Source organism: Ekhidna sp. (genome assembly GCF_039940915.1).
Taxonomy (GTDB): domain Bacteria; phylum Bacteroidota; class Bacteroidia; order Cytophagales; family Cyclobacteriaceae; genus Ekhidna.
This window is the reverse complement of the sequence record NZ_JBDVFO010000002.1, coordinates 487,516-511,230: the sequence shown is the minus strand read 5'-3', so window position 1 is coordinate 511,230 and position 23,715 is coordinate 487,516. Positions and strand designations below refer to the sequence as shown.

The 23,715-nt window shown below is 42.1% G+C and carries 14 protein-coding genes; 3 read left to right on the top strand and 11 right to left on the bottom strand.

The window, feature by feature from the left end; translation table 11 throughout:
- The 7 genes from ABJF57_RS07445 to ABJF57_RS07415 form a co-directional block, all read right to left on the bottom strand.
- Window positions 1–837 carry a TolB family protein gene (locus tag ABJF57_RS07445; RefSeq protein WP_462233873.1) on the bottom strand — a complete coding sequence of 279 codons (837 nt, stop codon included), beginning with the start codon at window positions 835–837 and terminating at the stop codon, window positions 1–3.
- A gap of 120 nt (window positions 838–957) precedes the next feature.
- Window positions 958–1,494, bottom strand: a complete 537-nt coding sequence (locus ABJF57_RS07440) for an NADPH-dependent FMN reductase (protein WP_462233872.1) — start codon at window positions 1,492–1,494, stop codon at window positions 958–960.
- Window positions 1,491–1,916: a MarR family winged helix-turn-helix transcriptional regulator gene (locus tag ABJF57_RS07435; RefSeq protein WP_462233870.1), complete on the bottom strand. Its 426-nt coding sequence runs from the start codon at window positions 1,914–1,916 to the stop codon at window positions 1,491–1,493. The genes ABJF57_RS07440 and ABJF57_RS07435 overlap by 4 nt, the downstream gene beginning before the upstream one ends.
- A 90-nt stretch (window positions 1,917–2,006) precedes the next feature.
- On the bottom strand, window positions 2,007–6,890 hold the full coding sequence (locus ABJF57_RS07430) for a LamG-like jellyroll fold domain-containing protein (RefSeq protein ID WP_462233868.1): 4,884 nt from the start codon (window positions 6,888–6,890) through the stop codon (window positions 2,007–2,009).
- Window positions 6,891–7,159: 269 nt separating this feature from the next.
- Window positions 7,160–8,215, bottom strand: coding sequence for a bestrophin family protein (locus tag ABJF57_RS07425; RefSeq protein ID WP_462233866.1), 1,056 nt, complete (start codon window positions 8,213–8,215; stop codon window positions 7,160–7,162).
- A gap of 132 nt (window positions 8,216–8,347) precedes the next feature.
- Entirely contained in the window at window positions 8,348–8,680 is a 333-nt protein-coding gene (locus ABJF57_RS07420) for a zinc ribbon domain-containing protein YjdM (RefSeq protein WP_462233865.1), read from the bottom strand.
- Window positions 8,681–8,727: 47 nt separating this feature from the next.
- Window positions 8,728–14,163, bottom strand: coding sequence for an alpha-2-macroglobulin family protein (locus ABJF57_RS07415; protein WP_462233863.1), 5,436 nt, complete (start codon window positions 14,161–14,163; stop codon window positions 8,728–8,730).
- Between the two features lie 64 nt (window positions 14,164–14,227).
- Here ABJF57_RS07415 and pbpC point away from each other — a divergent pair, with 64 nt between their 5' ends.
- Window positions 14,228–16,579: a penicillin-binding protein 1C gene (gene pbpC, locus ABJF57_RS07410; protein ID WP_462233860.1), complete on the top strand. Its 2,352-nt coding sequence runs from the start codon at window positions 14,228–14,230 to the stop codon at window positions 16,577–16,579.
- Window positions 16,580–16,698: 119 nt separating this feature from the next.
- Here pbpC and ABJF57_RS07405 read toward each other — a convergent pair whose 3' ends face one another.
- The 3 genes from ABJF57_RS07405 to ABJF57_RS07395 all read right to left on the bottom strand — a co-directional run bounded on the left by ABJF57_RS07405 (window position 16,699) and on the right by ABJF57_RS07395 (window position 20,201).
- Complete coding sequence (locus ABJF57_RS07405; RefSeq protein WP_462233858.1) at window positions 16,699–17,331, bottom strand: hypothetical protein; 633 nt, start codon at window positions 17,329–17,331, stop codon at window positions 16,699–16,701.
- A gap of 78 nt (window positions 17,332–17,409) precedes the next feature.
- Entirely contained in the window at window positions 17,410–19,782 is a 2,373-nt protein-coding gene (locus ABJF57_RS07400) for a TonB-dependent receptor (protein ID WP_462233857.1), read from the bottom strand.
- Between the two features lie 2 nt (window positions 19,783–19,784).
- A complete protein-coding gene (locus ABJF57_RS07395) occupies window positions 19,785–20,201 on the bottom strand; it encodes a Fur family transcriptional regulator (protein ID WP_462233855.1) in 417 nt (138 codons plus the stop codon).
- 80 nt (window positions 20,202–20,281) lie between these two features.
- Between ABJF57_RS07395 and ABJF57_RS07390 the strand changes: the two genes are divergently transcribed.
- Window positions 20,282–20,485: a DUF6728 family protein gene (locus tag ABJF57_RS07390; protein WP_462233853.1), complete on the top strand. Its 204-nt coding sequence runs from the start codon at window positions 20,282–20,284 to the stop codon at window positions 20,483–20,485.
- A gap of 9 nt (window positions 20,486–20,494) precedes the next feature.
- Entirely contained in the window at window positions 20,495–21,229 is a 735-nt protein-coding gene (locus tag ABJF57_RS07385) for a transporter (RefSeq protein ID WP_462233851.1), read from the top strand.
- On the opposite strand, the gene ABJF57_RS07380 is transcribed toward ABJF57_RS07385, so the two are convergent.
- Window positions 21,226–23,475, bottom strand: coding sequence for a TonB-dependent receptor (locus ABJF57_RS07380; protein WP_462233849.1), 2,250 nt, complete (start codon window positions 23,473–23,475; stop codon window positions 21,226–21,228). The genes ABJF57_RS07385 and ABJF57_RS07380 overlap by 4 nt on opposite strands.
- Between the last annotated feature and the right edge of the window lie 240 nt (window positions 23,476–23,715).

The following is a 23,715-nucleotide window of genomic DNA, read 5'->3' as shown; positions in this document are numbered from 1 at the left end:
TTAATTATTTATGTTGATTTTGTTGGCCCCATCACTGTCCATCACCCATGCCTGATAGATGCCGTCTATGTGTGCAAAGTAGGCGATGCGGTTGCCGGAAGGAGACCATCTTGGTGTCCATTCGTCATTCGAAGATTTAGTGAGTTGCTTCTTTTCACCGGTGGCTATATCAAACAGCCAGATATCTACATTACCGGATTCCTTGGAACAATAAACGAATGCTTTATCCGAGGTGGGGGAAGCATCTGTAAAGAATATTCGATCACTACTTTTAAGTAACTCAGTTACCTGATTGGTTCTTGAGTTGAAGCGAATAATGGTACTTATTTCATTCTCAAATATGGAGAGCAGAATGTCTCCATTCGCAAAAAATGAAGGAGCACTTACGTATTTGTTTTCCAAAAACGCATTGAGTTTTCTTTTTTTATAGTCATAAATGAATAATCTGGATACTTTCATCTCCGCATTCTCGGCATGAAATGCAAGCTTTTTTCCGTCCTTAGACCATATGGGGTGAAAGGAATTCAAATTGCTAAGACGGTCGTCTGCTATAACTACTTTTTCGCCACTTCTGACATTCACAAGTGTAATAGCGGAAGAGCCATTGGTCTTCATGCGTACAGCGTATAGGTCTCGATTTACCGGGTTGGGTGATGGTTGACTTCCCTTCAAGACTTTTTTTCTATCGCTTGATTTCATATCGTATGACCAAACATCTCCTGATCTATCATAGTATGCTATTACATGTTCGCTCTCCCATTGGGGATGAAGCCCGGATTGCGCCTGTGAAACAAAGGTTCCGCTAGTGATGACGAGACATACGAAGATCTTTTTCATTTTATACGAAGTTTGCTTTCGCTTCAAGGATACGACCTTGAGACTCCAGAAATGAAAGAAATTGACGAATCGTTGGTGTTGTGATGAGTTGTTTAAAAAAAACTCAGCTTTATGTCACCCTTACCCAATTGCCTCTTTGAACAGCGCCAATTGTTTTTGAAATTCAACGCGAAGTTCATCACTGGATATACCGACAGTTGCATCGAAATTGCTACCGAAAGCAGGAAGAGAAAAAGTACCTGATAGTTCTGCGCCCTGATGTGGCATGGCTGCTTTTGCTGTACTCAATACACCTTGTCCACCTCTGCCACCTGGAGATGTAGCCAAGAGCAGCATTGGCTTGCCGGCCCACGTCCCTTTCTCAATTCGCGAAACCCAATCGGTAATGTTCTTAAATGCCGCACTGTAGCTCCCATTGTGTTCTGCGAGCGAGAGTACCACTCCATCCGAGTTTTTGACGATAGACTTAAAATCATGAGCTTCGGGTGGTATGCCGTGTTCGTTTTCTTTGTCGATACCGTATATCGGCATTTCAAAGTCATTGAGGTCGATGATCTCTACATCAACACCATCTAGTTCATTTGCAGCCCAAACGGCAAATTGTTTGTTTATCGATTGTTTACTATTGCTTCCACCGATGGCAAGTATTTTTTTCATTGTGTTTCTCCTTTTAGTTTTTTTATTAATTCGCCTAATTGTTCGAGCTCGCTTGAGGATAAGTTATTGATCATTGAAGAATGAAAGGATCTTAATTTTTGATCCAATATTTTTAAATAATCAACACCTTGTTTCGTAATGGTGATATCCATTTTTCTTCGATTGGATGGACATTCTTTACGTTCGACAAGTTCTTTTATCAAAAGCTTATCAATGATTCGGGTCACATTGCTGGAACGCTGTATCATTTGAGATTGAATTTCTTGCACAGTGGCAGGCTTATTATCTCTGCCTCTGAGGATTCGAAGCACATTGTATTGAGGTTCTGAGATATCGAATTCTTTCAACTCAACAGACACCTGATCTGTAATCCAGTGACCGGTCTTTATGATCTCAAATATGGCTCGGAAGTAATTATTCATATATACAATTGTTGTACATACAATAGTAACGGGCTGATATGAAAATGGTTCATATTGAATTAAAAAATATTGGTGGAATGGAATTCGCTATTACCGCTTAATGATCTTCATCTTTCGAGACTGATCACCCGAGTGAACGCTTACCAAATAAATTCCCGATTTCAAGCCACTCGTATTAATGGGGAGGGAGTTTATACCGATGGTCGTATTTAACTTTCTTGTAAAGACTTGTTGGCCGTTTAAGCTTGTTAGTTTAATGATAGCCTTGTCTATAAAAGGTGAATTTAATTCAACAGTCAACTGATCGCTCACAGGGTTTGGATATGCAGAAATGGTCACCTTATCTTCAAACTCGATGGATACTTCTTCAATTTGACTCAGTGTCTCAGTACCATCGAAATCTATTTGCCTAAGTCTATAGAATACTTGTTGCGAATAGAAAGAGCTATTGTCATTGTAGGCATAATCGATTACCTCGTTGCTATTTCCAGATTCAGCTTTTGATTCCACCACTTCAATGACTTTCCACTCACTTTGATCTTCACTTCGCAGGACCTCAAAGCGGTCGTTGTTGGTTTCTGTTGCTGTAGACCAATTCAATCGATTTACATTGCTGACTCGCTCAGCATTAAATGCAATGAGGTCAACAGGCAAGGGGGCAGCCGCCGTACCAAATGCCGTCTGACTAAAAGATGTTATGCCATTGAAAACGGCTTCTCCAGTTCCTGTATTGACTGAATTTGCAGCAATGATGGTACCCCATGATCCGTTGGATTTACTGGGACGCTTGAAAAGAAAGACACTTGCAGGATTGGATTGCGTAAAAGCGCTCGCTCCATAAGTATAGGTGAGGTTGGCGCTGGTAAATGTTCCCGCTCCATACGTCTCCAATATCCAATATGGGGAATTAATGGCCTCATCAAGGGTGTTTTCGTCTCCTGGCAATGTTCCCACTGGTGTACGGTCTACCTCGAAAGCAACCAAATCAAACGAACCAGATACACCAACAAATTCCACAGAAATTCCACTATTCAGAACGGTGGTACCATCCATAGTGATTGTAGCGCTATAGGCATTCCCTTTGCCTACCGGAGAAGTAGAGGCCTCCCAGCTAGTTCCAGACAGGGTGCCATTGTTGCTGGTGATGATGTTTTGAGTGGCGCTTCCAGTGTTCTCATTGAATTGCCAGTATCCTACCAAATCGGTATCTAGACCATCGGCGATAAGGAAATTACTTGTTCTTATTTCGTTCTCTGTGCGCACAGAATTCCAAAGTCGTAACTCATCTACAGTACCACCAAAATAATCAGAAGGCACACCGATACCGTCCCAATCTTGACCAACTACCCATGCCAATCCATCTGGATCTCCCAGCACCTCAGAAATGGTATTTTGGAATGCTTGAATGCCGTCTTTGTACACCGTGATTTGCGAAGTTGTAACTGTCAGTTTTTCTATTGTAACTGCCAAGTGTTGGAGGCCGGTTTCTTTGGTGCCTCCTGAAGTAGTTGTACCTCTTATGTCTACTTCAATTGCGCCAGCATTGAATCCTATTTTAAAAATATCGTTACCAGATGCGTCATGCTTGGCCAAAAATGTCTGACCATCATCAGTAGTTGTTGGGTCGATCCACATTTCGGCCGTAAAAGATTCATTTACACTCAGATTGGAAAGCGTGGTATAATCGCTCGTTCCGTTCAGTGATAGATGTGTGCCAGGATCATTTTCTGTAATATTGACATTGGCGGTATTGGTAGGCCCTGATATCTCAAAATCATCAATCATGAAGCCATCTCTGTCATATCCGCCGCTATATCCTGCATTGACGTATAAAACAAACCGAAAGGCAACTGTTGAATTCCCGCTTAGGAATGAAACATCGTATGAAGTGGCTTCATTTGAGTAGTTGTCATTAAAGCCAGTGCGATCATGTATCACGTTGGTTTCTAGGCTGTTACCAGAATTTATTCCTTTGTCATACCAATTAGTTCCGCTTCCGTCATCTGTTCCAAGACGCGTCCAATTGCCTCCATTGTCTGTGGAATATTGTACTTGTACGCCAAATGGGGCATTTACAAATTGTCGCTCCATGCTCTTTCTGAAGCTAAGTGTATAAGTTCCTGACTCTGTAAAGTTGAAATTGGGAGAGAATAATGCACAAGAGTAGTCCGCCTGGGTGAGGTCAGAAGAAAGAGCAGTTTTCCATGCATCCGTACCTGAGTTGACTGTAGAAATGGCATTGCCGGGTGCGCCAAGTTCCCATAGATTAATGCCTCCAGTGAGATCATCTGATCCAAAATAGGTCGTATTGGTCTCGAAATTGCCACCATCGGCAGCAGCAAATGGTATTGCTACATTGGGTAACACATGAATAAAGCCCGATTTAGTTTGAGAGTCAGCACCACTGTTGATGGTAAGTGTCACATCATACACACCCGAACGTTTGAATGTGTGTGTTGGATTCTCTTCCGTCGAGGTACCACCATCTCCGAAGTTCCATTCCCAGGAGGTTGCTTTGTATGAGGCATCTGTAAAATTGATGCTTGCTTCAGCGTAAATGGTGTTTCTGTCAGAGGTAAAGTCTGCATGAACGGTTGCGAATATGTCAGAGGTAAAGATGCCTCGTCCGTGAGTTCCAGCCACTACCAGGTTATCAGAAGATCTAATCTGCAACATGTCCGTGCGAACATTAGCTAAGCCATTGTTGGAAGCTTCCCATATGGTTGAGGCTCCATTTAGGTTGTCTGTAGACCAAACACCAAGTTCTGTGGCTATCAGCGCCTGATCACTATTGCTGGGATTAAACAAGGCCCACCTTACAGGCATGTCAGGAAGGTTTCCTTCAACGGCTGTCCAACTGGTACCACCGTTGGTTGTTTCCCAAACACTACTCACCCCATAATTAGAGAATGTGACGAGCAAGTGGTTGTCATCGCCATCTTCTATTGCTACACATGAAACCGATCCTACAAAGCTTCCATCGCCTATATTCGTGCCAGAAGGAGCGGAAGTGGCATTGTCCACTTGCACTACGCGACCATTGTCCAGGCCAAAAAACACACGTTCTGAGGTGTTTTCAGAGGCCGCAACAGCTGTTACATTACCTGAATTAAATGCTGCAATAGCAGGACTGGAAAACCAACTCATGGTGCCAGCTTCGGTATCTGGACTATAAAGATATTGGCCGGCAGCAAACCCTCCATAAAACATGTTATCGGTATAGGCTAGGTCGGTTGGGTTAATAAAGGAACCACCTCCATTACTTAAGACATTTGTGAAGGTCAAACCGCCATCGGTAGATCGATTAAAGCTCGCGTTGGTAAAAGCAGTGAATTGGTAATTAGCATTATTTTGGTCAATATGAGCGAAACCTCCATCACCGCCGGTTACCTCAACAATGGAAGCAACACCTAGATTGGATACCTTATTCGTCCCGTTATCCTGAGTTCCGCCAATGAATCCTGGGTCATAGGCAGTGGGTTCCATTGCTATGGAATAAAACTGCGAGGTATTGTAACCAAACTCTTTTCTGTAAAATGTGGGGCTTGTTGCGCTTCCATCGTAGGTAGCATAGATTCCTCCGTCATTGCCAAAATAAATGGTATCCGAGTCGCCAGGTTCGTAGAGTATGAAGTGCTGATCAGCATGGACTTCAGGTAAATCGCAATTTCCAGCCCAGTTTGTCATTTGAGTCCAGTTTGCGCCTCCATCTGTTGTTCTCAATAGGTCAATTCCTCCTATGTAGACCGTGTTTTCATCGTTTGGATCAACCGCAGCAATGAGGTCATACCAGGCCTGATTTCGTGTAAAATCAGTAGTGCCAGTGACGCATTCCTGATCGAACCAATGTGGAGTGGGTTCTGTAACGCTGGCCCAGCTAGTTCCAGCATTTGTTGTTCGGATGATCCGATTGATGGTATTGTCATCTTCTTGAATAAGTGCATAAACATAGTCAGAGTTGCTAGGCGCGGTAGCCAGCTCTATTCGTTCTTCGCTGCAGGCTGAAGTAAAAACATTGGACCAGTTTGCACCGTCATCGGTTGATTTCCAAATCCCCTGATTTTCGAAAATCCCGAAACTTACATAGATATCACCATTTGCGGCTATTTCAATATCGGAAGCACGACTTCTAAAATCGTTACCAGTGCAGGCATTATTTCCAGTAAAACCGGATAAAACATTGGTCCATGAAGTTCCACCATTGGTAGAACGCATGAGCCCACCACCAAAATTTGTATATCGGCTTCTAGTCGCTGCCAGTACCGTCCCAGTTCCAGTGACGACAAGCTTGTTAACGTATAGAAAATCACACGCTCCAGTTCCCGCACATGAAGATGTGTTTGTGGTTATGGTAGCCGAAAGCTGCGTCCAGGTGTCGCCGCTATCTGTTGATTTCCAAATGCCATTTCCTTCAACGGCATCTACATTGAAGTAACCTTCTCCTGTTCCAAAATACATCGTAGATGTGGTGTTAGGGTCATAAGCGATTGTGGTAATGGCCATGTTTTCGAAGAAGTCATTGACCGAAATCCAATTTGGGTTTTCTTGAGTGATGTCAGCGGTTTTCCACAGTCCACCGGAAATACTGGCAGCCCAAATGGTTTTGTTTGTTGCATCGTTGGGATCGACCATTATGGTACGTGTTCTTCCCCCTAGGTTATTTGGTCCGCGTTCTTTCCATGAAACTCCAGGAATTGCATCCAGCAATACTTCTCCGTCGGTTCGAGTTTTCATTTGTTCCTTTACTTTGTAGGCTTCATAAAGCCTATTTCTAGGTACAATCCCTAAGGCTGGATCTTTGGTACGCTCAAATTCTTGTTTCGCGGCAAGATCCATGCGGGTTCGCTTATCAAGTTTTTCGAACTGTGATATTTTCTGGATACTATCATCTGTCGATGTGTTGACGCGATTGATTAAAACAATCAATGCGAAAAGGAGAGGGATTAATAGAATAATCCTTTTTGGTGGTTGCATCACGTTGTAGCTGGTTGTGGATCAGGTCATCATGCAAACCAGATCCAGTAAATAACAATACTAGGTTTAGTAACTTATAAATATACAAAATGGAATAGGATATTCCGTATATTTTTTTTCATTTTTTCAATTCAAAAGATCGCACAATAACGTTAATTGAAACACAACTCATTGTAAGTCAACGATCTTAGTCGTACGGACTAAAAGGCCTACTTTATTGCCTTCAGCGACGATTATTGAAGTACAAAACCTCCGGTTCCGGAATTGAACTAAAACTGGACGTTATATTTTACTTCAAATTGCTCTGGCATGTCTTCCTTATTTTCTCCGAGGTTTTGCCGTAAATCTATTTCAATGCCGCGAGCGATCGTAGAGATGGGCACATCGTTCGAAGTACCTTCAAATGGATTGTCTCCCGTGCGTCCTATGCGCTCCATGGTATGAAATACCCAGCCAATAGCCGTGTATACAGGAATGGAGAACCAGATGAATATTTTTCCGATTAAAGGGTATGAAGCTGATAAATTCATGCCTATTTCCATGAACTGAGGAACCAAGGCTACAGGTAAAAACATGAGGAGAATCCACATGAAGTAATGATTGAGCGTGGCAAATTGACGCGGATACGGAAAGTTTTTAATGCGCTCGCTTTTGCCTTGCAAATCGAAAAGATCTTTTTGAATCGCCTCCAGCTCTAGAAACGAAAATTCCCAAACAAGTCCTGATTCTTTAAGTCTTCTTAAATGATGTGATTGTTGATAAAGGAGGGCTGTTTGCCTGTTGTCTTTGGAAAGCGCATCAGCCAAATCTTCTTTGCTGAGGTAAGGTTGTAAATCATCCTCAAGCGTAGATAGTGTTTCTGGTGGCTGGATTCCCCACTCTTGATTGGTGCGTAGGTTTACGGTTGTTTCCCATTGTTTTTTTGCTCGCATGGCGTGACGTAGAGCGGTCATCCAGGCAATGTGACGATAGGTAAGCGTCTTTACTTCTTCGAATAATGACTCATCCGATTGCTTTTCTTTTGCGTGCTCGTTGGTAACCATGTCCTGTACGTACATTCCGAAGGAACGAGAAGTGTTAACGATTCCACCCCAAATCTTGCGAGCTTCCCATATTCTATCATAGGTTGCATTGTTTTGGAAGCCTACGATGAAGGCTACAGCTGTGCCGATTAGCGCAATGGGGGTCCAAGGAATTTTAAACCAGCTAAGGTCTAGAAAATGATAAGCTAATACCCAAATTAGGATGATGCTAAATATCTTGAGTGTATCAAATCTCGTCCATATGGCAAGTTCTGATGCTTTGTAGGTTCGTCTGGTATACATAGGCTAGGCTATTTGGTTGACGCTTTAACAAATATCAACCGTTGATTGGTTTCAATGCCTACTAAAATAGTAAGGACCTTTGATTTGACTAGCGAAATGATGGTTCTAACATGAACTTAATGGAGGAATTTCTTAGGCCTTTTTCACAAACTCGGACTTGAGTGCCATGGAGCCAAATCCATCAATTTTGCAGTCGATGTTGTGATCACCCTCTGTTAGCCGGATGTTTTTCACTTTAGTTCCGGCTTTTACGGGTTTGGGTGCTCCTTTTACAGGCAAGTCTTTGATGACAACCACAGAATCTCCGTCCTGCAATACGTTACCGTTGGAATCTTTGATTACTGAGATATCCGCATCACTTTCTTCAGGATTCCACTCATGGCCACATTCCGGACACATGAGCAAGCCATCAGTCGGGTAGGCATAGGGTGATTTACAGTTGGGGCAAGGAGGTATCTCAGACATGGTTGCAAAAGTAGTTCATGCTACTGCTTTTAACTTGTCAACTACTCCTATTTCACAACCACTTTCCCAGCACCATAGTAGGAGTGATATTCATTATTGTACATCGCATCTGCAGCCACAGGCCCTAGATTATACTGACCCTTGGATACCGCTCTGACCATGTAGTAATAGTTTCGCGTATTGCTGTAGTTGAGGTCTGTGAACAAATGAACTCTGTCGTCTCTAAAATCTGAGTAGTCTGGTCTGCTGGCGTCCTTGATCCATCTAAACGCTGGCAATTGACCAAATCGTGGGTTTTCTACTTCGAAACAACCCGGCAGCATATCTGTAACTACAACATTATCGATGCTGGAACCAAATGTTTTGGAAAGGCTGAGCTTTACAATCAAGCGGTCGTTTTGTTTGATGTTGTTGAGGTCGGCAATTGCTCCATTTTCATGGTAGTACGTTCGTCTCACGCGAATGTATTTGTCTTCCTGAATGTAAGATCCATCCTTACTAATCCCTTCAGATTCCCAGAAATAGTAGAGCGTCCCTTCTCCAGAAGTGCTGATAGAAACATTTCCTTTGACATCCGCTCCACTGAGTTCCAGTGGTTCTGAAGTGTTTTTATATGATCCTATTGTTTTTCCATTCGCTTTTATCTCAGCATTTATGGATGTTTTTGATGCTTCCCGGGCAATACGTCCCAAAGCGATAAGGCTGAATGCTCGCTCCTGAGTACTGTACCATGAGCGGCTTTTAAGTGCTTCAGAAACGTGTTTGGCCATCACCGGTATTTCTGAATTGGAGGGATCTACATCTAGCAAGGCTGTCAAAGCAATTGCTTCGTCTCGAATAGGGGAGTAAAAACTACCTCCGGTCGATCTGATCTGGGATTCACTCTTAAATTGTGTATCGATCAGCTCTCTGCTACGAGCAGGATCACCCGATAACACATATGCTGCACTCAATAGATACCTGCTGTCAGAAGTGAGGTATTGCTTTTTCGAGAGATAAAAATTCATGGTAGATACCTGAGGCTGTCCATTCAAAGCCAGCACGAACAGAGAATAAATGTTGGCTCTCGGATAGATTGTTCGCTTCTCAGTGTAAGTGTAATAATAGTCCATTACTTTCTTCTCGTTGGCTTTCTTAGCGAGGTAATCCATTCCTTTTGAGAGCACATTGCTATCAACATTATAGCCTGCTCTTTGTGCTTCTACCAGAAAGTGAAGCGCATAAACTGATCCCCAAAAAGAGGCGCTACCTTGACCAGGCCAATATGCGAAACCACCATTGTAAAGCTGCATTAGGTACAGCCTTTTGATTGCTTCATTGACGATGTAGTTTGCATTCTTTACCTCCAGGTCATCTTTGCTCAGCACACCACTTGATATATTTCTATAGTAGAGGAGCGGAAACCCTTGTGAAGTCGTTTGCTCCAAGCATCCGTAAGGGTAGCGCAGCAGGTAGGAGAGGTCTTTTGTGAACTCCACCATTGGGGATTTACTCACGATCAACTTTCGCTGCACGGTCTTTTCAATGAAATTGGAGTCTTTGATTTCTGCTTCTTCCGTTTTTGAACCTTTGATCACACCTGATCCGGTAATCTTTAGCAGTGGAGAGTTTGGCCGAATCGTTATGTCTGTTTTGTGCGTATACGTATCACTACCGTCGGCTACCTGTATGTTTATCTCACTAGTTCCAATGTTGTTGTCAGCATAGAGGTTGTAAGACAGCATGGTTTCTTGTCCAGCCTTAAGTGATTCTTTTGATTTAGACTTTCCGGTCAGGTTTAAGAGCTCACCTGTGCTCACTCCGACATCCGCGTTGATTGTGCTACTTGTTGTATTCGAAACCGCGACAGGCATTACGAGCGTATCGTTTGGACTAAGGAATCTTGGGATTCCCGGACTGATCACAATAGGGTCAGCTACCTTCATGTTGCTCTGACCATTGCCAAATGCTTCGTTTTTTATTGCAATGGCCATGATTCTTAAGTCTCCTGAGAATTGTGGAATGTCTATGGTATATTCAAGCTTGCCCTTTGCATCAGCTTGTTTTATGCCGTTCCAGAAGCTTACCAATTTCACCCGATCATTGTTCATCGGGTTCACTCTTGAAGACAACTCTCGAGCCAACCCAACACCACCTCCAGTTAGATTTCCTGCTATTTCTGGAAATAGGTATGGATAAACATCGTATGATTTTACTCCCAAAGCTCTTTTTCCATAAAAGAAGTTGTAAGGGTCTGGTGTTTGATATTTTGATACCTGAAGGATGCCTTCATCAACGATGGCCAAACCTACCATGGCATTTGGTGCGGTTGAAATAGTGATCTTTTGAGACTGATTGGATTTTGACTTTTCTACTGATTCGATTTTTACGTCCAGCTTGTTGTCAGGTTTGTCCACTTTGATGGGACTGTACCCATGTGCAACGGTCAGCGGAATGTCCGATTCTTTTTGTGGCTTGAAAAGGGTTGTGGACACAAAAACATTGGGAAGGTAGCTGTCTTTGATTGGCATGTCAAACTGAGCAGATCGATTGTCGGCTTGCACGTAAAAGTGATCCAATACATTGTTGCTTTCTACCGTCACCAATACCCTTCCCGAAAACGGTGTTTTAAGTAGGACTTTGGCCGTTTCTCCCGGACTGTACTGCTCTTTGTCAAATACAATATCCACTTCACCTTCATTGTCTACTTCAAAGGAATTGACAGTGGTTGATCCATACCCGTAGGCATAGAAGCTTTTCGAAACGTAGTTGTTGACTCCAGGAGGGAAGATTCGGACTTCATATTGACCTGATAAGTCTGGGATGAATGAAATGCTGGTGTTGTCACCATTAAATTCTATTTCCTTGTCTTCAATTATTCGCTCATAGCTTTGTGATCGATACCTGTAATAGCTGCCAGACTTAGCAAGCACAGTTTTGTACTCATGCTTGATGACCTTTACCGTTGCTTTTTGGCCATCAAGTATTTTCCCTTCTTTATTCAGGGCAATGAGTTTTGTTTTTATCAAATCACCGGTTTTTACCCAGTAATCATCGCTTTTTAGTCCGAAAAATACTTCCTGAGTATACAGGTTGGATCTATTAATGACCCCAACAGGACGGCCGGTTTCATCAAAAACGGTTACAAAAGCAGTCAAACGGATGATGCCATTGTTTTCAAAATTGGGCGAGATTTCAACAGAAATGTTGGCTTTTCCTTGAGCATCGGTGGTTCCTTGCCTGGTGATGTCATAAAACTGCGTATTGGTTTTGTCGTAGTTGAAATTGTAACCATTGTAGCCTTTTGGATAGAAGCCAGTCTTTGTCCATTGCATCCGCACTTCATAGCTTTTGTTTGCAGCCGGAGGGCCAAAGAAGTTCACCGCGCTTACATCAATATCGATTTTTTTATCTGACGGAGTGTACTCTTCTTTGTCAAGCTTAGATTCTACCTTGATCCTGTCAGGTAGAAACTCTTCTACTTTCAGTGTTCCGCTGGTTAAGAATTTATCGTTTGATGTTTGAATGGTGATCGAGTAATTACCTGTTAGACTCGCTTTTGGCAAGGCAAAAGAAGTTTCAGCTGATCCTTGCGCCGTTAGGATTTTTTGTTGATTGATGAATTCTTGCCCGTCAGGAGTTCGTACATTGATTTTAATAGGAATTTCACCTGGTAATCCCCATTTTCTATCACGAACGATAACCGCAAAATTGGCAGTTTCGCCAGGACGGTAGAGGTCTCTTTCCATAAAAATGAACCCTTCATAGACCCTGTCAGTGAGATATTTGCCCCCCACATCGTATCTGGAGGTTTGCACGGCTGTGGAGCCAAAATCCAATAGGTTGTAATCGTTTTGAAGACTGGCCGTTATCATCTCCGGTCTAAATCCTCTGGGAAGGTTAGGGTCAAGGTTAAAAACAGCAACGCCTTGCGGGTCAGTATTTACTGTTTGCAATTTTTGATTATTGCTCCCTATAATAGAAACGGATGAGTTAGCTACTGGCTCACCAGAATCCAGGGAATTAACAAACACATGGACCTTATTTTCGCCATTTTTAACAATGATGCCGAGATCGGAAATTGAAATTAGCCGAGCATCTTTTAGCCAGCGATTCTCTGTTGACCGTACTTGAACCACATAGATTCCCTTGTAATCGCTGAGTTTATCTTCAAAGTCCAGATTGAGCAAACTGAAATTACCTTCACGGGACAGATCTGATGTTTTGATTTTCTTACTCCACACCTCATCCTGCAGGTCGGTATTGTTGTAGTTGTAGCCGTAATAGTATTCATCCGAATTGTAATCGTAGTAATAGTCTCTGCTAGAAAGGAATGTCTTGGCATTGTTTTCATAAAGCTTTGAAACAACAACTTCTACTTCAGGAATATTTAAGATTTGAACCTTGATGTTTTTAAAACCTTTGCGGCTTAGGAAGCGCGTCTTGGTGCTGGCAAACTTGATGGTGGGCTGCACCTTACCAAATGAGAACTCTTCTCGGTAGTTATTCTTAAGAATTCCACCAATTTCTCCTTCAATACCTTCTTTCAGTGTCACTTCATACTTTTCAGTTACTTCAAAGGCTTCACTTGTAATGATGAAGCCGTTACTCTTTCTTTCGATATCATAGGTCAGCTTAGGTTTGATATCTATGTATTTCTCATAGTTTTTGAGTTGCGGAGCCTGTGAGGTTACAATGGTGAGAATGCCCTTGGAACCGTCATAATTTGAGCTTACACTGCTGACATTGAAGTTATAAGGACTGTTTAGATTGGTTGTTACCTGCCTTACTTCCTTGGTGCTTTGGTTACCGCCAAATGGGATGATGCCTGGCTGAATAACAATCTTCACAGGAATGGTTACATCTTTGAGTTCAAATTGATCCACATAAAGCTTGACGGTTCTGGCATATTCTTCTTTGGTATCGACGATAAATGCCTTGTTTTCTGAGCCCAGTTGCAGCTCTAGCCGACTTTTGAGGTCAGAAACAGGTATTGGAAAATTGAATTCCAATTCCACAAAAACCTTGGGTGTGTCTTTCGATTCCTTATTTAAACGTGCCCAATAGGATGCGACCCTGTAGACACTTAGAGGCGTTGTTTTAAAAGAAAAGGAGATATCATCTCCCAATGCTAAAGACCCGTCCTCTGGCAATACTTTTTTAGTGACTGTACCCGTGATGGTGGTAGCAGGGGGCAGCTTTTCGGAAGGTGAAAATGTAAGTCTATTGGGCGTTTCCCAGTTAAATACTCCTGAGATTTGCGGCTCAAACTGGATGTATTGTGTACTATCCCAAAGATTCAGCTTACTTTCGTCGGCTATATTTTGAGAAAATTCAAGCGTAAAATTTTGTGTGGTATTTACTTCTTCTCCGAAGTTCTTGTATGAAATTTCAACCTTGTCTTTATTGCTGCATGAAAGCGCAAATATGAAAACACCAAGAGCTAGCAGTGTTTTTTTGAAAGACCTGAGGAGAGGGAATTGAGAGTGGAAATAAATGGGCATGATCTCAGAATTAGTTAGGTATGAGCAAACTAAATAATAAAATTCAAACCTTCTTTACGGTTAGATGAAGTTTAGCAGGATATCAGCATATTTCAATAATCGACGCAAAAGAATTCGAAAGGCGACCATTGCTGTATGGTTGCTTTCTGGAGGTCTTTTCTTAATTTTTTTGCTGTTAGACTATGTTTTTCCTTTTAAGAAAACCATCGACTATTCCACGCTTGTTATGGATAGTGGAGGAGATATACTCAATGCCTATTTGTCGGAGGATGACAAGTGGAGACTATTTCTAGCGGCAGAGGACATCACCGATGATCTAAAGAAAGCCATCCTCTATAAAGAAGATCAGTATTTCTACTCGCATCCTGGCGTAAATCCAGTTTCGGTGGGACGTGCGCTCATTCAAAATGTCATAAGCGGAAAAAGAAAGTCGGGAGCATCTACAATTACAATGCAATTGGCTCGATTGCTCAATCCCAAAGAGCGAACCTATGGAAATAAGGTCATAGAGATGTTCAATGCTTTGCAACTCGAGTACCACTACAGTAAAGACGATATTCTGCGTTTGTATCTAAACCTGCTTCCTTACGGAGGAAATATCGAAGGCGTAAAATCGGCATCCTACATATACTTTGGTAAAGACCCTAAACTCCTCAGTCTTGCGGAGCTTGCAGGCTTGGTGGCCATACCTAATCGTCCTAGTTCCCTCTCCATTAAAAATGACAATGAACCAATCAACCAGGCCAAGGATAAGTGGCTGGTCAAATTTCAAGAAGCGAGTCTGTTTCCATCACACATCATTAACCTTGCTTTGACTGAAGAGCTCAACCCAAAGAGGAGAGACCTGCCCAATCAGGCACCGCATCTTTCCAGACGCTTAAAAAGGCAGGCTGAAAATGATATTATTAGAACTTTTGTAGACTATGAATATCAGAAAAGAATTGAGGAGATAGCCGCCGCGCACATCAAAAGGCTCCAGTATTTGAATGTGACCAACACCGCGATTATCGTTATAGAAAATGAAACGAGAAGAGTTGTTAGCTATGTAGGTTCAGCCAATTTCTACAATGAATCGAGTGCTGGTCAGGTTGATGGAGTCCCGGCGGTCCGATCTCCAGGTAGTACCCTTAAGCCGCTGCTTTATGCTTTACACTATGACAAGGGTACGCTTACACCGAAGCGACGAATCGCGGATGTGCAAATGAATTTTGGAGGCTATGAGCCTGAAAATTATGACAATTCATTTCATGGCTGGATCTCTTCTGAGGAGGCACTGAAACAGTCGTTGAATGTGCCAACTGTCCATTTGCTGAACGAATATGGAATTATGGAATTTATTGAACCATTGCAGTCCGCTCAGTTTAGAACCATTGAGAAGACAAAAAATAATTTGGGACTGTCATTGATTTTGGGAGGGTGTGGTGTTGCGCTAGAGGAGCTTGCAGGGCTCTATGCTGCATTTGCTAACGAAGGAGAGTATCAGCCACTGAGCTTTTACGAAGACCTGGATTCCATTAACTTTTCTAGTCTCATTATCTCCAGGCAGGCCGCTTATATTCTTACAGAAATCCTGACGGAAGTCACACGGCCAGATTTGCCTGACAGCTGGAAAGATAACCCCAATCGACCAAGGGTGGCTTGGAAAACAGGCACTTCGTTTGGTCGGCGCGATGCATGGAGTATTGGGTATAATCAGAAGTTCACGGTGGGGGTGTGGGCAGGTAATTTTTCCGGAGAAGGTGCACCAGAGCTTTCCGGCGTTGGTGTGGCAGCACCGATACTGTTTGATGTATTTAATGTGATTGACGATGTTTCGACGTATGACTGGTACGAGCGACCTTCCGGGGTAGACAGGATTTTAGTTTGTGACGAAACAGGTTTGTTGCCCAATACTTTTTGTAACAATACGGTAGTAGATCAGGTCATAGAAGGGGTAACCATCCCCAGCATCTGTCAGCATCTCAAACCCGTGCTCATTGCTCCTGATTCTTCGGTGAGTTATTGCATGACGTGTGTAAAGGACGCTAAAGACTACCAGGAAGCATTGTTTCCCAATCATTCGGCAGAGATGTTGGATTATTTTAGGACAGAAAAAATCACCTATTCCAAGGCGCCTGACCATTATCGATTTTGTGAGCGAGTCTTTCCTGATCAAGGCTTAGAGATCGTTTCCCCCGTAGATCGACTTGAGTACTATGTAGATGCCAATGATGAAAAGCAAATCCAACTCAAAGCGCAATCTCCTTCCAATGCCTCTAAGTACTTCTGGTACATCAATGATGTGTTTTATAAGTCTGTCTCAAGGAATGAAGAAATATATTTCACTCCATCAGAAGGGAAGGTCAAAATATCTTGTAGTGATGATAGAGGGAGAAATCAGGACATCATGATCACAGTAAAAAAAGTTAATTTCTAAAACCCGCGTTCTTTTATATAAAAAGACCACCTATTACAAAATAGATGGCCTGAAATAACTACCTAAAGTAAAACTTAACCTAATAATGCTTGAGAGGATAGTTATATTCTAACACGTTATTATTGAATATTTAATACAAAGTCAATATCTATATCGGTATCTCCGGTTTGGGATGTTGATGTAGCAGACTTTTGAGGAGTTCCACCTTCTTCTAATGGAGGCTGGTGTTTTAAGAGTACTTTAAACGCTGCGGCAGATGCTGCATCACCTGTAGTCCAGGAAGTTTCTAAACCCAATGGATTAGAGCCGTCATTATCTTCATAGTTCATAGGATCGTTTCTGCTGTCCGCTCCAATATTCCCGTCCCCGGCAGGGCTTGCAAATACATCAGCAGTAAATGAGAAAAAGAACATATGCTCATCATCTTCAGTCTTAATTTCTGCGGTAACATCTTGCTCCTCTTGTTCAGTAGCTAGCGTATTCTCAAGTGTCAAAGACAAAGTATATGCGGTGTTTGCCTCAAGATTTATAGGTTCTACCGTTGCTTCGTCGGGTCCATCTTCACCATCAGCATCAAACCAAACAGCTGTAACTGCTGTACCTCCTGCACTTGGAGTGAAAGTCAATGTCACTCTCGTAATCTCTTCCTCGGGATTCTCAGGAGCAGGTACATCATCATCTCCGCAACTTGATAGGAATACGGCACTCATTAATAATACACCTGTAAGTAAGTAGCTAAGTCTCATTTTCATTTTCATTTTTTATTTCTTTTATGCAATACTATTGCAAGTATAGTGAACAATATCGTTTTTGCAACAATGTTGTAAGAATTAAAAAGAATAACTTACATGAGCGGCAAAGTTGATACCTGGCTCGTCAGCGTAGTATCGAATGAGATTGGTGTATCGCCTGTAGGAGGCGTTAAGTAGATTTTCTCCCTTGATACGGAAAAGGAAGTTGTTCTTTTCGTATGCTACGCTGCTCCCCAATAGAAAAAAACCATCGGGGGCTTCCATAAGATCAAATGTTTCATTCAGTTCGAAAGGAACTTCCTGAGCATTGATGATTTGAGATGGACTGACAACTGGCGGTGTTGTGAATTGTCTGGCTGTCCATTCAGGGGTTATTGCAATACTGAAATTTCCATATTGCTTTTTCAGTTCTAGCTGAATATTGATCGGGGGTATGCCGATGAATGACCCTTTGTTTTTGGTATCCCTCGCATAGACATAAGAAGCTTTTAATTCGCTGTGAAAAGATTCATTCCATTGCTTCCTCACGTCTACATCAATTCCTGTGTAAAGCGCATTTGTTTGATCATAGATGAAGAAAGGAAGCGTTCCTCTGATAGTTCCTCTTATGCCTAAAGGCCGGGTAAATAAATAATTCTGGATGTAATTAATGTAAGGGGTGATTTCAAAACTCAGCTGATCCTTTTTCATTTCAATTGAGCTGATCCACTTCAAGCCTTGCTCGTTTTTAATGGGACGATCTTGATTCGTCAAAACAGTTGTGGTGTTAAAAGATGGAGAAGTTACATATCTCCATAGACCATATTGGAGAATGTTTTGATGTCTACCAAAACTATACAGCTCACCGATGTTCGGAGCTCTCCAGGCAGATCCGATATTTGTTCGAATGGACACATGTTGGTTCAATTGCTTGATAACACCTAGCGTAAAGCTAAAATTCTGATAGTTTTGATTGTTTCGAAATACATCTTGGTTTAAGTCTCTACCTCTTACATCAAGTTGCATAAAATCATACCTGAGTCCCACTTCATACGTCGCATTTTCTTTGGTATATGATTCGACTCCAAAAAAACCAGCACTATATGTATTGTAGTTTGGAATGAAAGGTGGGGTGCCCGTACCAAATAGGTTGTTGTTGTCTTGGGCGAACAATTGTATTCCGTACGTTCCAGACCAAGTGCCATCACTGGGGTGATCCCAGTCCAGATCTAATGAATGGGATTTCAACTTTAAGTTGATGGAAGGTTGAGAATTTAAATTGCCTCTGCGAACATCAAACTCTTTCCTTAAGTTATTCTGATATGCATACTGAACATCAAACTGCTGCTTGCCCAAATACAAGGATGCCTTTAATCGCAGCAAATCATGGGTGGTTTCTTGCTTAGGATTGTTGATGTCGTAAGAAAAGGGACCTGTTTCATTGGGTATTTCGGCTTCAAAAGCAAGTAGCAAATCCTCGAAACTTCCGTTTACCGAGCCCCTCAATATGCCAAGGTCTTGATCAAACCTGCTTGCATATATATCCAAGTCAACAATAGGGAAGTGAAATTTTCCTCCAAGACTAAACCCAACCTCACTTTTGCCGGTATTGGTCAATTGATAGGCCGGAGCAGTTAAATCACCCTGCCTTATTCCAGAGAGCGAGGCCCTCCAGGCAACACGCTCAAAGCCTTGCGTCAATGAAACTTCACCGTTAAATGCTCGTCCATTTGTTTGGAATCCTCCATTTACTTCACCACCTAAGTTGGTGTTATACGCAGGGGAGGGAGCATCAAATAAAATAACACCTCCCAGAGCTTCAGATCCATACCGAACGGTGGAAGCACCTTTGATCAACTGAATTTTATCAATCTGGCTTGGATCTACTTCTAACCCGTGTTCGTTGCCCCATGATTGATACGCATGTCTCACACCATTATTGATGATTAACACCCTGTTTGAATGCAGGCCATGAACGATGGGTTTCGAAATATTCTGACCGGTCTTTAGTAGACTTATGCCAGAGGATTGTGCGAAAATCTCACCTGCAGATTTTCCGGAGGCATCGAGGGAACCCAATTCGATATCTTTTGAACTAAGGGTCTTTAAGTCATGAACATTCAGCGCTTGCTCTATTACCACACTTTCAAGGAGTGTTTCATCGGCAGCCATAAAAATGGTTGGATTTGAATGATGAAAATCATGATGATGAACGATTGTTTTGTATCCCAAAAAACGAATTTCAAGATCCACTTCTTCATCGCAGATTTTCTCAATAATGAAATAGCCATTCTCATCGGCTACAGCGCCTTGCTCCGTTCCTAAAATTTTGATCGTAGCAAATGGTAGTGCTTCTCTTAAATCAATATCAAGTATTTGCCCTTCTATTGTTCGATCACACTGCGCATTGGATTGAGCAAAAAGCGAAGTACATATAATACAGAAAAAAAGGCTGAGTAATGAAATTCTCATGACTATGCACATTTAGCGCAAATGCCATCTACGATCATATTTACAGCCTCAATTTCATACCCTTTCGGTACAGAAACATGGGGAACTACCTTATCATCCAGGCATTCAATTTGTCCACAGTTGTTGCATTTGAAGTGTATGTGGTTGTGGTCGTGATGATCTGGAGAGCAAGTCTCATGGCATAGTCCGTAAGTCGCAACACCACTGGCATTGGGTATTTTATGCAAAATGCCAGAGTCAAGGAAACTATTTAGCGTACGATAGAGGGTAACCCTATCATACTTCTGGAATTGATTTTCCAAATCCCCTTGAGAAAGTGCACTCTTCTCATTCAAGAAAAAATGCATCACATCCAGCCGGCAATCAGTGATCCTTAGCTGATGCGATTTAAGAATACTTTTTAAATTTTCTTGAGACATATTGCAAATATAGTTTATGCAACTTACTTGCATTTATAAGAATGAACACTTTTCTATCTTTGATGGTTTAGAACACAATTATGACCGAACAGAAAAATCCGGATAAGGAAAAAGTGAATTATTTTGACTTCAGCGAAGTGCTTACTTACTTTTTTCGGAAAAAGGATCCGAACCGGCCAAAGAGCTTCAATTTGAAAGCCATGCACACCATTAACAAGATTTCGATCTTGATGTTTTTGGGAGCAGTAATCGTGATGATTGTGAGAGCCATATCCAGGGCCTAGTTTTGCGACATGAAAAAACTATTCTTTCTTGCTGCAATTTCAATAGCCGCTTTCGTTTCAGCGCAAGACGCTGACCCCATCGTGACAGACAGACCCACACAATCGGCCGCCTCCAATGTAATGCCCAAAGGAAACGTGTTGGTTGAATATGGATTTGTTTATGAAAAAGCAGGGGATTTTTCGAATGTAACATTTGCCAATTTCCTGGCACGAGTCGGTTTATTCGAAGGTGTGGAATTTAGAATCACGCAAAACATACAGCAGGTGAAAAATGACCTCACCGATTCTAAAGTGAGTGGACTATCTCCGATTACATTGGGTACGAAAATACATCTACTGGAAGAACAAGGTGCATTGCCGCAGATGAGCATCATTGGTCAGGTTACGTTGGCAAATGGAGAAGAGGCTTTTAAGCCGGAAGAGGCAGTCACAGAAGTACGACTTAATTTTTCAAACACCCTGTCAGAAACGCTTTCATTGGGATACAATTTTGGGATGGCTTTTCCTGAAGATCAAACGCAGACGCTTTACACCGTTGTTTTGGGATATTCCTTTTCACCAGGATGGACTGTTTTTGCAGAACCTTATGGCTTTTTTCAGGATGGAGTTTCAGACCACCGATTCAATACAGGGTTGATTTACCTATGTTCTGATCGTGTTCAGTTTGATGTATCTGGTGGAATAGGACTCTCAGAGAGCTCACCAGATTCATTCATTGGTTTTGGCGCTGCTATTGGTTTTTAATTTCTAGCCAGACTCCAACTGATGCCTAAATAGACTTCCCTGCCATGGATGGGAGAGTATGCGTATGCCGTATCAAAACTATCACTAAAACCAATGTTGGTATTTGGGTCATTAGTGCCTGTTAAAGGAGACCAGGGCTGTACGTAATCGAAAATGTTTTGCAGTCCACCATAAATTGACCATCCTTTCTTCAGGTCTTTGATGACTTGCAGATTGTGAATAGCAAATGCAGCAGAAGTAGTGGGTCTTGGATTAGTCAAAGGATCCCCATTTACATCCAGATCAAATACAACAGGTAAGGCCATGGGGCCGGTCACTCGTGCAGTGTATCCGATCGTCATTTTCCAGGGTTTGTAATTGTAGTTGGCAGTGAGGATTCCAGTCCATTGAGGCGCAAATTCGATGGAGCGTTTTTCCCCATTTTCATGCTCAGTTACGTCTTGAAGATTAACTCCAAGGTTAAAGGCAAGCGGGAAGGCAAATTCTTGCTGTAAGTTAAAACCTACTCCTTTGCTAACCGCGAAACCGTCTGTATTAGCGTATCGTATCTCCCCTTCGTTTTCATAGTCTGGAGTAATCTTATTGGTGAAGTGCGTGTAGAAAATGTCCACATCCAACATGCCCTGACTTTGCCCAATGGTATAAACATGATTGAGATTTAGTGAAAAGTTGTAAGACTTTTCAGGTTGTAACGCTTCCTCTATGATGACTTCACGCTGACCAGTCACGAAGGCATGATCCTCTGTGAAAAGGTTGACAATGCGGAAACCTGTTCCAAAATTGGAACGAAGGGTTGTCCATTGTCCTGGTTTGTATTTCAGGTTCAATCGAGGAGCAGGGATCACGCCATGGTTCTCGTAGTGATCAAGCCTTAGACCGCCCAGGGCGGTAAATTGATTGGATATTTCCCATTCATTCTGAGCGAAGATTCCTGGAGTAAATTGATTGTCAGGAGCATTGGTGCCATTGTGCTGTGTCGCAACCGTATTGTCATCATACGACTGATACCTTGAAGTGATGCCTGTGGTCACCACATGACTACCTAACTCTTTATTCCAAATGAAGTTAGCAAACGCAATGTTTTGAGAGGCTTTGTAGAAGTCAGCACCGTAATAGCTGTCTTGATCATGGGTGCTTAGTGAATAATCAACACGCATGTTTTCTGCGAAGTTGAAAGCGTAAGTACCAAAGATTTCTAATCGATTCGTATATATGCTTTCTCCATAGATTTGATCATCTCCTCTAAGCACTCGATAGTTTCTGTTTTCGAGAAATTCTTCTACACCGTTTCTCCTGTCTTCATAGTAGTATTTAGCCGAGATGGAAAATTTCTTTTTTGAAGGCCTGTTAATGTCCCATTTAGTAAATAAGGAAATTCGATCCAGGTTAATGTTATCTCCAAATCCATCACCGTTTTCATCATCAAAGTCATTGATATACGCATAGTTGAGTCCGATGAATCCTGCGCTCTTCCCAATTTTCGGCGCGAATGAAAAATTGCCGAAAGATTCAAGATGAGAAGTTCCCATGATGTCTGCCGAAAACACGGGTTGCTGAGATGGGTCTTTGGTAATGATATTGATCACTCCGGCTACTGCCTCTGATCCATACAGTGTTGAGCTTGGGCCTTTGATTACCTCAAACCGATCAATGATCATACTCGGTATACCATTGAGCCCATAAACAGAAGCAAGGTTGCCGTAAATAGGGGAACCATCCATGAGAATTGCAGTATATGGACCAGGAAGTCCGTTGATGGATATGCTATTGGTAAAACAAACACCACAGGCAACAACTTCTTGCACACCATTTACAAGCGAAATGCCTTCAACTACACTTGTTGCAGCTGCAGGAATGTATGTATTGAGATGCTTAGCCGTTATTACTTCAACCTTTACAGGAGATTGGGAGACAAAAGTCGGTTGCATGGTTCCTGTGACCACCACCTCGTCCATGGTCAAAGTGCTTACCTCCAGAGCAATGGATAGCCGATCGTTTGTGGGTATTTGTATTTGTCTTTTGACAACCTTAAACCCTACGGAACGAACCTCTAGGAGATAGCTTCCCTTGGGAATGCTCTCAAGCGTAAATGATCCATCAATCCCTGAAATTGTTCCATTTTTTGAATCTAGTTGGATGGTTGCCCCAGGAAATCCCTCACCGTTGACAGTAACTTTTCCCATAAGAATTTCTTGAGCTTGAAGCTGTACTGAAAGGAAAATTAGGAATAGAAGTCCGATTCTCATTGTAAATCACATTGTGACGATACAAAACTATAAATTAGTTTAAACAAAACAAAAATTTAGATTAGTCTAAAAATTAAACAAACTGAAAATTGATTGTTCCGGATAAGTGAGTGAGCCTCGGAGAGTGATTAAAAAAATGTAGAAAAAGGGCAAGTTGGAAATCTCTTCGTTCAATGAAAGCTACCATTCATCCTTAGAAAGTGCACTTTTATTCATTGCTGAAAATTAATTTTTAAAAGA

Bases quoted from the DNA above. Each gene is read 5' to 3' on its own strand.
- ABJF57_RS07445 (WP_462233873.1), bottom strand. From the start codon at position 837: ATGAAAAAGATCTTCGTATGTCTCGTCATCACTAGCGGAACCTTTGTT.
- ABJF57_RS07440 (WP_462233872.1), bottom strand. From the start codon at position 1,494: ATGAAAAAAATACTTGCCATCGGTGGAAGCAATAGTAAACAATCGATA.
- ABJF57_RS07435 (WP_462233870.1), bottom strand. From the start codon at position 1,916: ATGAATAATTACTTCCGAGCCATATTTGAGATCATAAAGACCGGTCAC.
- ABJF57_RS07430 (WP_462233868.1), bottom strand. From the start codon at position 6,890: ATGCAACCACCAAAAAGGATTATTCTATTAATCCCTCTCCTTTTCGCA.
- ABJF57_RS07425 (WP_462233866.1), bottom strand. From the start codon at position 8,215: ATGTATACCAGACGAACCTACAAAGCATCAGAACTTGCCATATGGACG.
- ABJF57_RS07420 (WP_462233865.1), bottom strand. From the start codon at position 8,680: ATGTCTGAGATACCTCCTTGCCCCAACTGTAAATCACCCTATGCCTAC.
- ABJF57_RS07415 (WP_462233863.1), bottom strand. From the start codon at position 14,163: ATGCCCATTTATTTCCACTCTCAATTCCCTCTCCTCAGGTCTTTCAAA.
- pbpC (WP_462233860.1), top strand. From the start codon at position 14,228: ATGAAGTTTAGCAGGATATCAGCATATTTCAATAATCGACGCAAAAGA.
- ABJF57_RS07405 (WP_462233858.1), bottom strand. From the start codon at position 17,331: ATGAAAATGAGACTTAGCTACTTACTTACAGGTGTATTATTAATGAGT.
- ABJF57_RS07400 (WP_462233857.1), bottom strand. From the start codon at position 19,782: ATGAGAATTTCATTACTCAGCCTTTTTTTCTGTATTATATGTACTTCG.
- ABJF57_RS07395 (WP_462233855.1), bottom strand. From the start codon at position 20,201: ATGTCTCAAGAAAATTTAAAAAGTATTCTTAAATCGCATCAGCTAAGG.
- ABJF57_RS07390 (WP_462233853.1), top strand. From the start codon at position 20,282: ATGACCGAACAGAAAAATCCGGATAAGGAAAAAGTGAATTATTTTGAC.
- ABJF57_RS07385 (WP_462233851.1), top strand. From the start codon at position 20,495: ATGAAAAAACTATTCTTTCTTGCTGCAATTTCAATAGCCGCTTTCGTT.
- ABJF57_RS07380 (WP_462233849.1), bottom strand. From the start codon at position 23,475: ATGAGAATCGGACTTCTATTCCTAATTTTCCTTTCAGTACAGCTTCAA.